General features: G+C 71.9%; 10 protein-coding genes and 1 rRNA gene. 6 read left to right on the forward strand and 5 right to left on the reverse strand.

Annotated features, from left to right (window positions below; translation table 11 throughout):
- The first annotated feature begins 73 nt into the window (after positions 1-73).
- Positions 74-190, forward strand: a 5S ribosomal RNA gene (gene rrf, locus OG622_RS30410).
- A 103-nt stretch (positions 191-293) separates the two neighbouring features.
- Here rrf and OG622_RS30415 read toward each other — a convergent pair.
- The 5 genes from OG622_RS30415 to OG622_RS30435 are packed head-to-tail and all read right to left on the reverse strand — an operon-like array spanning position 294 to position 5,871.
- Positions 294-1,604, reverse strand: coding sequence for a DUF58 domain-containing protein (locus tag OG622_RS30415; RefSeq protein WP_371579807.1), 1,311 nt, complete (start codon positions 1,602-1,604; stop codon positions 294-296).
- Positions 1,604-2,593 (reverse strand): AAA family ATPase, encoded by a 990-nt coding sequence (locus OG622_RS30420; RefSeq protein WP_371579808.1) that lies wholly within the window; start codon positions 2,591-2,593, stop codon positions 1,604-1,606. Before OG622_RS30420 ends, OG622_RS30415 begins: the two co-directional genes overlap by 1 nt.
- Complete coding sequence (locus OG622_RS30425; RefSeq protein WP_371579809.1) at positions 2,593-3,786, reverse strand: DUF4350 domain-containing protein; 1,194 nt, start codon at positions 3,784-3,786, stop codon at positions 2,593-2,595. The genes OG622_RS30420 and OG622_RS30425 overlap by 1 nt, the downstream gene beginning before the upstream one ends.
- Complete coding sequence (locus tag OG622_RS30430; RefSeq protein WP_371584272.1) at positions 3,783-4,472, reverse strand: DUF4129 domain-containing protein; 690 nt, start codon at positions 4,470-4,472, stop codon at positions 3,783-3,785. Before OG622_RS30430 ends, OG622_RS30425 begins: the two co-directional genes overlap by 4 nt.
- 40 nt (positions 4,473-4,512) lie before the next feature.
- Positions 4,513-5,871: a glycerophosphoryl diester phosphodiesterase membrane domain-containing protein gene (locus OG622_RS30435; protein WP_371579810.1), complete on the reverse strand. Its 1,359-nt coding sequence runs from the start codon at positions 5,869-5,871 to the stop codon at positions 4,513-4,515.
- A gap of 140 nt (positions 5,872-6,011) precedes the next feature.
- Here OG622_RS30435 and mtnA point away from each other — a divergent pair, with 140 nt between their 5' ends.
- From mtnA to OG622_RS30460, 5 genes are all read left to right on the forward strand, one after another.
- Entirely contained in the window at positions 6,012-7,157 is a 1,146-nt protein-coding gene (mtnA, locus tag OG622_RS30440; RefSeq protein WP_371579811.1) for an S-methyl-5-thioribose-1-phosphate isomerase, read from the forward strand.
- An 8-nt stretch (positions 7,158-7,165) separates the two neighbouring features.
- Positions 7,166-7,855, forward strand: coding sequence for a two-component system response regulator MtrA (gene mtrA / locus OG622_RS30445; RefSeq protein ID WP_189823911.1), 690 nt, complete (start codon positions 7,166-7,168; stop codon positions 7,853-7,855).
- Between the two features lies 1 nt (position 7,856).
- The gene (gene mtrB, locus OG622_RS30450) at positions 7,857-9,944 is read left to right on the forward strand and encodes an MtrAB system histidine kinase MtrB (protein WP_371579812.1); all 2,088 of its coding nucleotides are present in this window, start codon (positions 7,857-7,859) and stop codon (positions 9,942-9,944) included.
- 94 nt (positions 9,945-10,038) lie between these two features.
- Entirely contained in the window at positions 10,039-11,769 is a 1,731-nt protein-coding gene (locus OG622_RS30455) for an LpqB family beta-propeller domain-containing protein (protein ID WP_371584273.1), read from the forward strand.
- 509 nt (positions 11,770-12,278) lie between these two features.
- Positions 12,279-13,070, forward strand: coding sequence for a ComF family protein (locus OG622_RS30460; RefSeq protein WP_371579813.1), 792 nt, complete (start codon positions 12,279-12,281; stop codon positions 13,068-13,070).
- Positions 13,071-13,228 lie beyond the last annotated feature (158 nt).

Consider the following 13,228-nt stretch of genomic DNA (forward strand, 5'->3'; position numbering starts at 1 on the left):
GGTTCTGAAACCACGAACAACCCCATTCCCGGTTTGGTCACGGGGGATGGTGCGGTTGAGTGTTTCATAGTGTTTCGGTGGTCATAGCGTGAGGGAAACGCCCGGTTACATTCCGAACCCGGAAGCTAAGCCTTACAGCGCCGATGGTACTGCAGGGGGGACCCTGTGGGAGAGTAGGACGCCGCCGAACAAATATTGCAAAAAGGCCCACACCTTATGGTGTGGGCCTTTTTGCGTTCCCGGTTCTCCTTTGTCCAAGACCACAGGACCGAAGTCGGGGGAACTGAGGAGAATCAGAGTCGTCCTGCCGCCTTCAGTGCCAGATAGGCGTCCGCGAGGGCCGGCGCCAGGTTGTCCGGAGTCGCGTCGACGACCGTGACGCCGTGGCGGCGGAGTTGCTCGGCGGTGCGGTGGCGGTCCGCTTGGGCCTGGGCCGCTGCTGCGGCCTCGTAGACGGCGTCCGTGGAGCCCCGGGAGTCAGCCATGCGGGCGATGTGCGGGTCGGCGACCGAGGCCACCAGGACCGAATGGCGCTGGGTGAGGCCCGACAGGACGGGGAGAAGGCCCTGCTCGACGGGGGCCGCGTCGAGGGTCGTCAGGAGGACGATCAGGGCGCGGCGAGGGGCCGTACGGAGCGCGGTGGCTGTGAGGCCGCGGGCGTCCGTTTCGACGAGTTCGGGTTCGAGCGGGGCCATGGCGTTGACCAGGGAGGGGAGGACGTCGCGTGCTGTGCGTCCCTGCACGAGGGCTCGTACGCGGCGGTCGTAGGCCAGGAGGTCCACGCGATCGCCTGCGCGCGAGGCGAGGGCGGCCAGGAGGAGCGCCGCGTCCATGGAGGCATCGAGGCGGGGGGCGTCGCCCACGCGGCCTGCGGAGGTCCGGCCGGTGTCCAGGACGAGGAGGATGTGGCGGTCGCGTTCGGGACGCCAGGTGCGTACCGCCACCGAGGAGTGGCGGGCCGTGGCGCGCCAGTCGATGGAGCGGGTGTCGTCGCCGGGGATGTACTCGCGGAGACTGTCGAACTCCGTGCCCTCGCCTCGGGTCAGGACGCTGGTGCGGCCGTCGAGTTCGCGCAGGCGGGCCAGTTTGGACGGTAGGTGCTTGCGGCTGGTGAACGGAGGGAGCACGCGTACCGTCCACGGGACCTTGTGGCTGCCCTGGCGGGTGAACAGGCCGAGGGGGCCGTATGAGCGGATCGTGACTCTGTCCGCCTGACGGTCGCCTCTGCGGGTGGGGCGCAGGCGGGTGGTGACGCGGCGGCGTTCGCCCGGGGGGATCGTGAGGCGGTTGCGGGAGGATGCTACTTCGGAGCCGGGGAGCCAGCTGCTGGGTGGCCAGGCGTCGCGGAGGTGGGCGCGCAGCGGGCGGTTGGTGGGATTGGTGACCGTGAGGGTGACGTCCGCGGTCTCGCCCAGGCGTGCGGAGGTGTCGCCGGAGCGGATGAGGCCCAGGCGGCGCACTGGAGCGGCGAGGGCGTAGTCGCAGGCGCATGCCAGGGCCAAGGGGGCGTTCACGGCCAGGATGCCCGTCCAGCTGGGCTCCCAGATGCCCACGGGGAGGCTGCCGAGGGCCGCGAGGAGCGCGGCGCGTCCGGTGGGAGCCATCAGCGGGGGACGGGGACGTGGGCGAGGATCGCGTTGATGACCGAGTCTGCCGTCACGCCTTCCATCTCCGCCTCCGGGCGGAGCTGGACTCGGTGGCGGAGGGTCGGAAGCGCGAGTGCCTTGACGTCGTCGGGGATGACGTAGTCACGGCCCGTGAGCCAGGCCCAGGCGCGGGAGGTCGCGAGGAGGGCCGTGGAGCCTCGGGGGGAGACACCGAGGGTGAGGGACGGGGACTCCCGGGTGGCGCGGCAGATGTCCACGACGTAGGCGGTGATCTCGGGAGAGACGGTCGTCTTGGCCACGGCCGCGCGGGCGGCTTCGAGGTCGGCCGCGTTCGCGACGGGGCGTACGCCGGCAGCGCGCAGGTCGCGCGGGTTGAAGCCCTCGGCGTGACGGGTGAGGACGCTGATCTCGTCCTGACGGGACGGGAGCGGGACCGTCAGTTTGAGGAGGAAGCGGTCCAGTTGGGCTTCGGGGAGGGGGTAGGTGCCCTCGTACTCGACCGGGTTCTGGGTCGCGGCGACCAGGAACGGGTCCGGGAGCGGGCGCGGGGTGCCGTCGACCGTGACCTGGCCTTCCTCCATGGCCTCCAGCAGGGAGGACTGGGTCTTCGGCGGGGTGCGGTTGATCTCGTCGGCGAGCAGGAGGTTGGTGAAGACCGGGCCGGGCTGGAAGGAGAACTCAGCCGTGCGGGTGTCGTAGACGAGGGAGCCGGTGACGTCGCTCGGCATGAGGTCCGGGGTGAACTGAACGCGCTTGGTGTCCAGTTCCAGTGCGGATGCGAGGGCCCGGACGAGCAACGTCTTGGCGACCCCGGGGACTCCTTCCAGGAGGACGTGTCCGCGGCAGAGGAGGGCGACGACGAGGCCGGTCACGGCGGGGTCCTGGCCGACCACGGCTTTGGCGATCTCGGCGCGCAGGGCCTCCAGGGAGGCTCGGGCGGTGCCCGGGTCCCCGGCGGTCCCGGCGTTGTCAGTGGTCGGGTCCATCATGAACGGCGTACCTCTCTTTCGAGGGCGTCGAGTTGGTCGGTGAGGGCGATGAGGGCCCTGTCGTCGCTGGGCGGCGGGCCGAAGAGGAGCACGTGGCGGGGCTGTCCGTCGCCGTGGAGGTGGGCGGACAGGGCGGGGAGCAGGACCTCGGGCGTGTGTGCCCGGGAGGCGGGGACACCGACGAGAGGGGCGAGGCGCGTGCGGGTGGTGGAGCGAAGAGCGGCGGCCGCGCGGTCGCGGGCGTCGGCCTTGCGGTAGAGGCGGGCGCGGCCTTCGACGGTTTCGGAGGCGCGGATCGCGACAGGGAGTTTCTCGGGCACCAGGGGGCCGAGTCGGCGTGCCCGCCAGAGGGCGGCCAGTACGCCGGCGACGAAGAGTTGCAGGGTGCCCCAGAGCCAGCCCGAGGGGAGCAGGTCGAGGAAGCTGCGGTTGCCGGCGTCGGGGGCCGAGTCGTCGGAGAGCGAGGGGAGGTACCAGACCAGATGGGGGCGCGAGCCGAGGAGTTGGAGGGCGAGGGAGGCGTTGCCCTGCTCGTCGAGGCTGCTGTTGAGGAGGATGTCGGGGGCGCCGAGGACGACGGTGTCGCCGTCCCCCTCGGCTGCCGGGACGCGCACCAGGGTGGGCAGGCCGTTCTCGGGGTAGCAGGTGTCGGCGGCGTCGGCGATGACGTGATAGCGGAGCCCGCCGGTGTCGGCGCTGCCCGCGCGGCGGGCGGCGGGCAGCTCACAGCGGGGCGTGAGCGTGGAATCCAGGCTGAGGGCGGTGTCGACGGTGACCCCATGGGCCAGGGTGCTGACGGAGGGGGCGCCGGGGGCCACGAGGACCATGTGGCCGGCGGAGGCCTCGGTCGCCGCGCGGAGGCGAGTCTGCTGGGAGTCGGTCAGCAGGTCCGGGACGGCGACCAGGAGAGTGGTGTCCGGGCCGGCCGCGGAGCTCGCCTCGTCGAGGGTGGTGACCAGCTGGGTGGACACGCCCCGGTCGTCGAGGAGTTCGGCGACGGCGCGGCTGCCGTCGGTGTCGGCGGAGCGCGGATCAAGGCGGCCGTGTTCGGCGCCGGAGCGGATCACGGCGATCACCGCGGCCGCCGCCAGGAGGATCACCGCCGCGAGCACGACACCGCGCGCGCGGGTCCACACCTGGCGGGCCGTGGGCGAGACCGAGGTGGAGGGGAGCGTGGCCTCGGTGGTCATTCGGCGGCTCCCGGGCGGTTGGTCAGGGCCGTGGTCGCGGTGTCGGCGGCGCTGCTCGCCAGTGCGGGTCTGGTGCGTTCCAGGTCGGTGTCGAGGGCGGCGAGCCGGAGGTACGTTCCTTCGGCCGCGGATCGGCCGCCGTATGTGACGTCGTCGAAGTCCCGGGCGGCGGCGCGCAGTCGGTCCGCGTGGGCGGGGAGCGCCGAGCCGGCTTCGGAGGCCGCCTCGTCGGCGGTGCGGCCGGGGCGTGCGTCGAGCAGGGCGCGTTCCTCCAGGGAGCGGACGACGGCGCGCATGCGTTCCTGGAGTGCCTGGTTCCAGTGGCCCTGGGCGGCATGTGCCTCGGCGGCGGCGCGGTGTTCGGCGGCGCTGCGAGGGCGGTCGTCGAAAAGCACGGTGGACGAGGTGGGAGCGCGGCGCGGGGTCCCGAGACGCCACCACAGCGCTCCCAGGAGGGCCAGTACGGCCAGGACGATGACGACGAGGCCGAGCATGCCACCCGGGGTGGCGGCCGAGGCGGCGCCGAACACCTTGTCGAGCCATTCCCAGAAGGCGTTCATGGCGCGCTCGTACCAACTGGGGTCGTTCTCGTGGTACATGCCCTTGGACAGCTCGTGCCGGGCCGCCTCCCGCGCGGGGTCGCGCGGGAGGGTGATGGGCGGCTCGTCCGCCGAGCGCCATGACATCGGTACGGCTGTCAGTGCTCCCCCCGACAGGCTCACCCCATCAGCTCCCCGGGGTCGCGCCGGGAGCGTTGCCGTAGCCCTGGAGACCGGCGGCGCGGCCCAGTTCGAGGTCGAGGGCCTCTCGGCGGATGCGCTGGTCGATGTAGAGGAGCACGGTGACGCCCGCGCTGATCGGGAAGGTGAGTGTGGATCCGATCACCGCGCCGACGCCGCTGATGAGGAGGTAGGTCCAGCCGAGTTCGGTGCCGCCGGTGGCGAGGAGGCCGGAGACGCCGTCCCCGTCCAGGGCCGCGCCCGCGAAGGAGAAGGGGATCACGACGATCGACGCGACGATGTAGGCGATGATCGCGGCGAGCAGTTGGATGCCGAGGACGCGCCACCACGAGCCGCGCACCAGCTTGGCGGAGCGGTTCAGCGACTTCCCGACGCCCTGCTTCTCCAGCATCAGGGCGGGCGAGGCGAGCGAGAAGCGGATCATCAGCCAGACGGTGAGGACGAAGGCGCCGAGTCCGCCGAGGAGGGCGAGGAGGACGCCCCCGCCGGTGGAGCCTCCGGCGGCGAGGAGGATGCCGGGCGTGACGCCCACGGTCATGATCAGGCCGGCGATCAGGAGCAGCAGGATGGTCAGGCCGCCCAGCCTGAGGAGCTGCGGGCGGGCGTCCCGCCAGGCCTCGGCGATGGTCACCGACTTGCCGAGGACGGCGCGGCTGGTCACGGTCGTGAGCAGGGCCGTCGCGATGATGGTGCCCAGCAGGGAGATCACCATGACGACGGAGGTGCTCAGCAGGGTGTCGCCCAGGGCGCGGCCCAGCTCGCTGGGGGTGGCGGTCGGGTCGTTGAGGGCGTCCGAGCTCGCGGCGTCATCGAGGACGAGGCCTTGGAGCAGGATGACCCCGATCTGGGTGATGACCGCGACGGCCAGGGAGATGCCGAGGACCGTGCGCCAGTGTGTGCGCATGGTGGAGACCGCGCCGTCGAGGATCTCGCCGATGCCGAGCGGGCGCAGCGGGATCACACCGGGCTTGGCCGCGGGCGGGGGTCCTCCCCAGCCGCCGCCCCAGCCGGGAGTGCCGGGGCCGGGGGCGCCGTAGCCGGGGTGGCCGGGGCCGTAGCCGCCGGGGTGCGGGGGGCCTGCGTGGCCGCCCCAGCCCGGGACGGGCGGAGGCGGTGGCGGGGTCTGGCCGGGGGCCTGCGGGGTCGGAGCGGACCACTGGGCGGGCGGAGGCTGCTCCTTGGACCACTTGGACGGCGGCTGCGCCTGGTCCGCGCCGCTCTGGTCCGTCGGCTGTGCCTGGTCGGCGCCGCTCTGGTCCGCCGGCTCCGTGGAGCCCTGCTGGTCCGGCTCCTGGCCGCCCGAGGGGGCGGATCCGGGCGAGGCCCAGCCCGGAGTGTCCTTCATCGTCGCTCCTTCACGGTGCCCGTCCGCGGTCGCGGCGGCAGGTTGGCGCCCATCGTGCCACGCGGTGTCCGGGAAGTGACCGGGGGCCGGATGCGCTGCGCACCTTCAATTGTCCGACGGATACGGGGCAGACTGACCGTATGGCTGATCAGTACGCGCGATCCGGCGACGACATCCGGCCGACCGAGATACCCGCGATCCGTTGGGACGAGCCCCCCGAAGGCCCCGTCCTGGTCCTCCTCGACCAGACGAGACTGCCGGCCGAGGAGGTCGAGCTGGTGTGCACGGACGCGCCCGCGCTGGTGGAGGCGATCCGTTCGCTCGCCGTGCGTGGGGCGCCGCTGCTGGGGATCGCCGGTGCGTACGGCGTCGCGCTCGCCGCCGCGCGCGGGTTCGACGTGGAGGACGCCGCCGAGGCGCTCGGGGGTGCGCGGCCCACCGCGGTGAACCTCGCGGTCGGTGTGCGCCGTGCGCGGGCCGCGCACCGGGCCGAGCTCGGCCGGACGGGCGACCAGAAGCAGGCCGCCGAGGCGGCGCTCGCCGCGGCGCGGGCGCTGCACCGTGAGGACGCCGAGGCCAGCTCCCGCATGGCCGCGCACGGGCTGGCACTGCTCGACGAGCTGCTGCCGGGCGGCGGGCACCGGGTGCTCACGCACTGCAACACCGGGGCGCTGGTGTCGGGGGGCGAGGGCACGGCGTTCGCTGTGGCGCTCGCGGCGCACCGGTCGGGCCGGCTGCGGCGGCTGTGGGTGGACGAGACGCGGCCGCTGCTGCAGGGTGCCAGGCTGACCGCTTATGAGGCGGCGCGCAGCGGAATGGCGTACACCTTGCTCACGGACAATGCCGCGGGTTCGCTGTTCGCGGCAGGGGAGGTGGACGCGGTGCTGGTGGGGGCCGACCGGATCGCCGCCGACGGATCGGTGGCGAACAAGGTGGGGACTTACCCGCTCGCGGTGCTCGCCCGGTATCACCACGTGCCGTTCATCGTGGTGGCGCCGGTGACGACAGTGGATCCGGACACCCCCGACGGGGCGTCCATCGAGGTGGAACAGCGCGCGGGGCACGAGGTGACCGAGATCACGGCACCTCAGGCACCGATGGCGGGAGCAGAGGCGGGAGGCGGGATCGTGGTGGCACCCCTGGGGACCCAGGCGTACAACCCGGCGTTCGACGTGACGCCGCCCGAGTTGGTGACGGCGATCGTCACCGAGGAAGGGGCTGTGTCGCCCGTGACCGCTGATGCGCTTGCCGAGCTGTGTGACAGGTCACGCCAGGTAACGATTTAGTTAATGGGATGATGGCATTCATGAAGGGACGAGTCCTTGTCGTCGACGACGACACCGCACTGGCCGAGATGCTCGGCATTGTGTTGCGTGGTGAAGGTTTTGAGCCGTCTTTCGTAGCCGACGGCGACAAGGCGCTGGCCGCGTTCCGTGAGGCCAAACCGGATCTGGTGCTGCTGGATCTGATGCTGCCGGGCCGGGACGGGATCGAGGTGTGCCGTCTGATCAGGGCGGAGTCCGGGGTGCCGATCGTGATGCTCACGGCGAAGAGCGACACCGTCGATGTGGTGGTCGGCCTGGAGTCGGGCGCGGATGACTACATCGTGAAGCCGTTCAAGCCGAAGGAGCTGGTGGCCCGGATCCGGGCGCGCCTGAGGAGGTCGGAGGAGCCGGCGCCGGAGCAGCTCGCCATAGGTGACCTGGTCATCGATGTGGCCGGGCACTCGGTGAAGCGTGAGGGGCAGTCGATCGCGCTGACGCCGCTGGAGTTCGATCTGCTGGTGGCGCTGGCGCGGAAGCCGTGGCAGGTGTTCACTCGGGAGGTTCTGCTGGAGCAGGTCTGGGGGTATCGCCACGCGGCGGACACCCGTCTGGTGAACGTTCATGTGCAGCGGCTGCGTTCCAAGGTCGAGAAGGACCCGGAGCGGCCGGAGATCGTGGTGACCGTCCGTGGTGTCGGATACAAGGCAGGACCCAGCTGACATGTCCGGTGACAGTGCCGCTTCGGCGCCCGGCCAGCCGGGGACCCGCGCGGAGCGGCCTGTCGGCCGGAAGTCGTCGGGTTCCCGCTGGGGGCGTCTCCTTGCGGGCGGGTTGCTGCAGGGCGGAGTCCAGGGCAGCCCGGTTCTGAGGTTGTTCATGCGCTGGGTGCGCCGTCCGCTGCTGCCCGTGATGCGGCTGTGGCGGCGCAACATCCAGCTCAGGGTCGTCGTGACGACCCTGCTGATGTCGCTCAGCGTCGTGCTGCTGCTGGGTTTCGTCGTCATCGGGCAGGTCCGTAACGGATTGCTGGACGCCAAGGTGAAGGCCTCGCAGAGCCAGGCCACCGGCGGTTTCACGGTGGCCGAGCAGAAGGCCGACAGTGAGGCGAACGCGGCCGGGAACGAAAACGCGGAGCCGGACGGCGACCGGGTGCAGAACGTCGGCGAGTGGACGACCAACCTGGTGAGTTCGCTCTCCAGCGGCGGCCAGGGCGCGTTCGACGTCGTGACGCTCAGTCCCGCCTCCGCGGACGGTGACACCGGAGGCCTCGGGCCCCGTGTCTCCGGGGGCGTGCAATGGGACGTCAGCGTGCCTGTGGAGCTGCGTGAGCGGGTCGACGACGGCGCCGGCGCGGTCCAGAGCTACACACGGATCCACTACAACAACGGCCAGGAGTCCCAGCCGGCGCTGATCATCGGCAAGCAGGTCAACGACCCCAACAGCAAGCCGTACCAGCTGTACTACCTCTTCCCGCTCACTCAGGAGGAGAAGTCCCTGAGCCTGGTCAAGGGGACGCTGGCGACGGCCGGGCTGTTCGTCGTGGTGCTGCTCGGGGCCATCGCCTGGCTCGTGGTGCGGCAGGTCGTCACACCCGTGCGGATGGCGGCCGGGATCGCCGAGCGGCTGTCCGCCGGGCGGCTGCAGGAACGGATGAAGGTCAGCGGCGAGGACGACATCGCGCGGCTCGGCGAGGCCTTCAACAAGATGGCGCAGAATTTGCAGCTGAAGATCCAGCAGCTGGAGGACCTGTCGCGGATGCAGCGGCGGTTCGTCTCGGACGTGTCGCACGAGCTGCGTACGCCGCTGACGACCGTACGGATGGCGGCCGATGTCATCCATGACGCGCGCGTGGACTTCGACCCGGTGACCGCGCGGTCGGCCGAACTGCTCGCCGACCAGCTGGACCGGTTCGAGTCGCTGCTCGCAGACCTGCTGGAGATCAGCCGGTTCGACGCGGGCGCGGCGGCCCTGGAAGCCGAGCCGATAGACCTGCGCGGGGTCGTGCGGAAGGTCGTCAGCGGGGCGGAGCCGCTCGCCGAGCGCAAGGGGACGCGGATACGGGTAGCGGGGGACCAGCAACCCGTCGTGGCCGAGGCCGACGCCCGGCGCGTGGAGCGGGTGCTGCGCAACCTCGTGGTCAACGCCGTGGAGCACGGCGAGGGCAGGGACGTGGTGGTCAAGCTCGCGGCGGCGGGCGGCGCGGTCGCGGTCGCGGTGCGCGACTACGGAGTGGGGCTGAAGCCGGGGGAGGCGACGCGGGTGTTCAGCCGTTTCTGGCGGGCGGACCCGGCGCGCGCGCGTACCACCGGCGGTACGGGACTGGGGTTGTCCATCGCCCTGGAGGACGCCCGGCTGCACGGGGGCTGGCTGCAGGCGTGGGGCGAGCCCGGAGGCGGTTCGCAGTTCCGGCTCACCCTGCCGAGGACGGCGGACGAGCCGCTGCGCGGGTCCCCGATACCGCTGGAACCGAAGGACTCCCGGCGAAACCGTGGACTCAATGACGCCGGTCTGCCGCTCGGTGGCGGCGGCAAGCTCGCCACGGTGCCGGTCCAGGCCGGTGAGCACGGGGCCGCGCGGGCGGCCATAGGGCCCAGGCCGGGAGCCGGACAGGCTCCCACGGCCGACCCGACGGCGCTGCCGGGCAACGGCGCGCGCGTGGTGCCCCGGCCCGGCACGCCGTCCGTGACCCCGCCCCAGGCTTCGCCGTCGCGGCGGCCCGACGGTGGTGCGGGACGGGCCGAGGAGAGGCCGGCGGAGAGCGATGCGGAGCGGCAGCACGAGCAGGGGGAGGCATTCCGTGGGCGCTGACCGCGCGGAAGGCGACCGTAGGCGTCCGGGTCGGGTGGCCGCGCGTATCGGGGGTGTCGGCATCAGTGCCGTCCTGCTGGCGGGGTGCGCCTCGATGCCGGACAGCGGTGACATGCGTGACGTCGAGTCCACCCCGAGACAGGAATCGAAGGTGCGGGTCATCGCGCTGCAGCCCGCCGACGACGCCGAGCCGCAGGAGATCGTGCAGGGCTTCCTGGAAGCCCTGACCAGCGATGACCTGGGATACGAGACCGCACGCAAATACCTGACGGGCGACGCGGCCAAGGAATGGGATCCGGGCGAGTCGACCACGGTCCTCGCCGAGGCACCCACCCCCTACACCCAGGTCACGGGGGAGCGGCCCGACGCCGACAAGTCCCGGTACGAGCTGTCCGGCCTGAACGTCGCCCGGGTCGATGGGCAGCATGCGTACAGGCCCACCAGCGGCGAATACCGCAAGACCGTGCACCTCACGCGCGTGAAGGACACCAAGCAGTGGCGCATCGACCGGCTGCCGCCGGGTGTGGTGCTCGGCAGGTCGGACTTCGAGCGCAACTACAAGTCCGTCAACAAGTACTACTTCACCTCCGCCGCGCAGTCCGGTGAGCCGGGGACCGTCGCCGACCCGGTCTATGTACGCAGCCAGGTCGACCCGGTGACCCAGGTGGTCCGGGACCTGCTGAAGGGCCCCACCAGCTGGCTCAACCCGGTCGCGAGGACGAGTTTCCCCTCCGGTACGGCCCTGAAGAAGGGCACCCGGGCGCTGACGCCCGACGATCAGAACAGGCTGGTCGTGCCGCTGAACAAGAAGGCCGACCGCGTCTCGGACAGCCGATGCAGGGAGATGGCCGCCCAACTGCTCTTCACCCTTCAGGACTACATGCCCACGGGCGTGGACGAGGTGGAGCTGCAGGGGTCGACCGGCGCCCAGTTGTGCGTGCTCCTTGAGGGAGAGGCCGACATCAGCGCCGCGCACGGCTTCGGCAAGAGCGCGGCGTACGAGTACTTCATCGACGGCGACCACAAGCTCGTACGGCTGTCCGAGCGGGATCCGGTGACCACGCCGACGGCCGTTCCCGGCGCGCTCGGTGAGGGCGAGAAGCAGTTGCGGTCCGCCGCTGTGTCGCGTGACGAGGACCGCGCGGCGGGAGTGTCGGCCGACGGGAGGGATCTGTACGTGGCACCGCTGACGGCGGGGGGCACGCTCGCAGACCCGGCGCTGCGCAGCGCCGGTGCCACCGCGAAGGACCGGCTGACGACGCCCAGTTGGGACGGGCGGGGCGACCTGTGGGTGGCCGACCGCGACCCGAAGAACCCCCGGCTGCTGGTTCTGGCGGACGGCATGGGCGAGCCGCTGGAGGTCAGGACGCCCAACCTCGACGGGCGCATCGAGGCGGTGCGGGTGGCCGCCGACGGTGTGCGCGTGGCGCTGATCCTGGAAAGCGAGGGCAAGCGGGCGCTGTACATCGGGCGCATCGAGCGGGACGCCGACGCGGAGAGCACCACCGTCTCGATCGTCGAACTGCGGTCCGTCACACCGGACCCGGAGGACGTCACCGCCATGTCGTGGGCGGGTGACAGCCAACTCGTGGTCGTGGGGCGCGAACCCGGCAGAGTGCAGCAGATGCGGTACGTCCGGGTCGACGGCTCCCCGACGCCGGGCTCCGGGCCCTCCGCGCTCACCGGTGTGGAGGAGATCGCCGCGTCCGAGGACGAGAGCCAGCCGCTGGTCGCGCACTCGGCGGACGGGATCGTCCGGCTGTCCCCGGGGGCGCAGTGGCAGACGGTGGTCAAGGAAGGGTCGGCGCCGGTCTATCCGGGGTGAGGGACGCAATGGGCGGTACGTCCGGTGCTTCTGGGGCGTGCGGTGCCTGCGGTGCCTGAGGTGCATCTGTGGGTGGAGTGAGGCCTGGTGCTGCGGTGTGTCCGGTGAGGCTGGGCGCTCTGCGGGGGTGATCCGCAGGCGGGTCGCCGCTGTCCGTCGGCTGCCCAGGGGCGGCTTCGGCGGGCCGCTGTGGCCTTCCCCCGTGGCTTACGGCCGCCGGGGCCAGGCGCGCTCCTGTGACCTGCGGTTCTACGGTCCTGAGGCCTCGTCGCCGAGCGGGGATCGGGCGCTGAGGGCTTTGTGGCCGTGGTCCCGGGTGGGCTTGGCGGGACGAAGGGCTTGGGCGTCGAGAGCGACGATGCCGGTCGGTCATCTTGGGAGGGCACTCGGTCATCTTCGGGCGTCCGTCATGCGTGTGGGTGACGTCCTCTCTGTGATTGCGGTGAGTTGTCCACAGACGGTTGTCCACAGGGGTGGCAGGGCTTCGCATGGGTTGGCACAGTGTGGGCATGCGGGGGTGGTGGCAGGACCTCACGGATCTGGTGCTGCCGGCCGAGTGCGGAGGCTGCGGGAGGCTTCGCGCGGTGCTCTGCCCGGAGTGCCGCGCGGCTCTGACCGGGACCGCGCCGTGCCGGGTGCGGCCGGTGCCGGAGCCGTCGGGGTTGCCCGTGGTGCACGCGGCGGCCCCGTACGAGGACGCGGTGCGGGCCACGCTGATCGCGCACAAGGAACGGGGTGCGCTGGCGCTCGCCCGACCGCTCGGCACGGCCTTGGCAGGGGCCGTACGGGCGGGTGGGGACGGGCCGGTGCTGCTGGTCCCGGTGCCGTCCGCGCGGCGGGCGGTGCGGGCGCGGGGGCACGACCCGGCACGGCGGATCGCGCTCGCGGCCGCCGGGGAGCTGCGGCGTACCGGGACGCCGGCCCGGGTGGCCGGGGTGCTGCGGCAGCGGCGGGCCGTGGCCGATCAGTCGGGGCTGGACTCCCGGCAGCGGCTGCACAACCTCGCGGGTGCCCTGGAGGTGGCCGCCGGGGGTACCCGGCTGCTGGGCAGCGGGCCGGTCGTGCTCGTGGACGACCTGATGACGACGGGTGCCTCGCTCGCGGAGGCGGCACGGGCGGTGCGGTCGGCCCGGGACGGATGGGCGACCGAGCCGCGGCACTCCGCCGCGGAACGAAAGGCGAAGGAGGAGGTGCGCACACAAGGCGTGACGGGAATGGCGGGCGTGGACGGCGCCCGAGACAGGATCAGCGCGGCGGTGGTCGCCGCGCCACCCGACTCTTTCCAAATAAACCGGAACTGACAGAGAACTTGCATCGTTGCAGGTAACGAACGGGCGAATTCACCTGAACGGAGGTACGCCCCAGTAGAGGGTGACGACATCCGTCCGGGCGAGATATGTTCGGATGTGAGGGAATGGCCCCGGCCGTTCACCACATATTTGAATGCTGCGCTGCGGCT

This window comes from Streptomyces sp. NBC_01314, from assembly GCF_041435215.1.
GTDB lineage: Bacteria > Actinomycetota > Actinomycetes > Streptomycetales > Streptomycetaceae > Streptomyces.

Excerpts from the sequence above, each read along its gene's own strand:
- OG622_RS30430 (WP_371584272.1), bottom strand. The coding sequence starts at position 4,472 with ATGTCATGGCGCTCGGCGGACGAGCCGCCCATCACCCTCCCGCGCGAC.
- OG622_RS30415 (WP_371579807.1), bottom strand. The coding sequence starts at position 1,604 with ATGGCTCCCACCGGACGCGCCGCGCTCCTCGCGGCCCTCGGCAGCCTC.
- OG622_RS30460 (WP_371579813.1), top strand. The coding sequence starts at position 12,279 with ATGCGGGGGTGGTGGCAGGACCTCACGGATCTGGTGCTGCCGGCCGAG.
- OG622_RS30425 (WP_371579809.1), bottom strand. The coding sequence starts at position 3,786 with ATGACCACCGAGGCCACGCTCCCCTCCACCTCGGTCTCGCCCACGGCC.
- mtnA (WP_371579811.1), top strand. The coding sequence starts at position 6,012 with ATGGCTGATCAGTACGCGCGATCCGGCGACGACATCCGGCCGACCGAG.
- mtrA (WP_189823911.1), top strand. The coding sequence starts at position 7,166 with ATGATGGCATTCATGAAGGGACGAGTCCTTGTCGTCGACGACGACACC.
- mtrB (WP_371579812.1), top strand. The coding sequence starts at position 7,857 with ATGTCCGGTGACAGTGCCGCTTCGGCGCCCGGCCAGCCGGGGACCCGC.
- OG622_RS30420 (WP_371579808.1), bottom strand. The coding sequence starts at position 2,593 with ATGGACCCGACCACTGACAACGCCGGGACCGCCGGGGACCCGGGCACC.
- OG622_RS30435 (WP_371579810.1), bottom strand. The coding sequence starts at position 5,871 with ATGAAGGACACTCCGGGCTGGGCCTCGCCCGGATCCGCCCCCTCGGGC.
- OG622_RS30455 (WP_371584273.1), top strand. The coding sequence starts at position 10,039 with ATGCCGGACAGCGGTGACATGCGTGACGTCGAGTCCACCCCGAGACAG.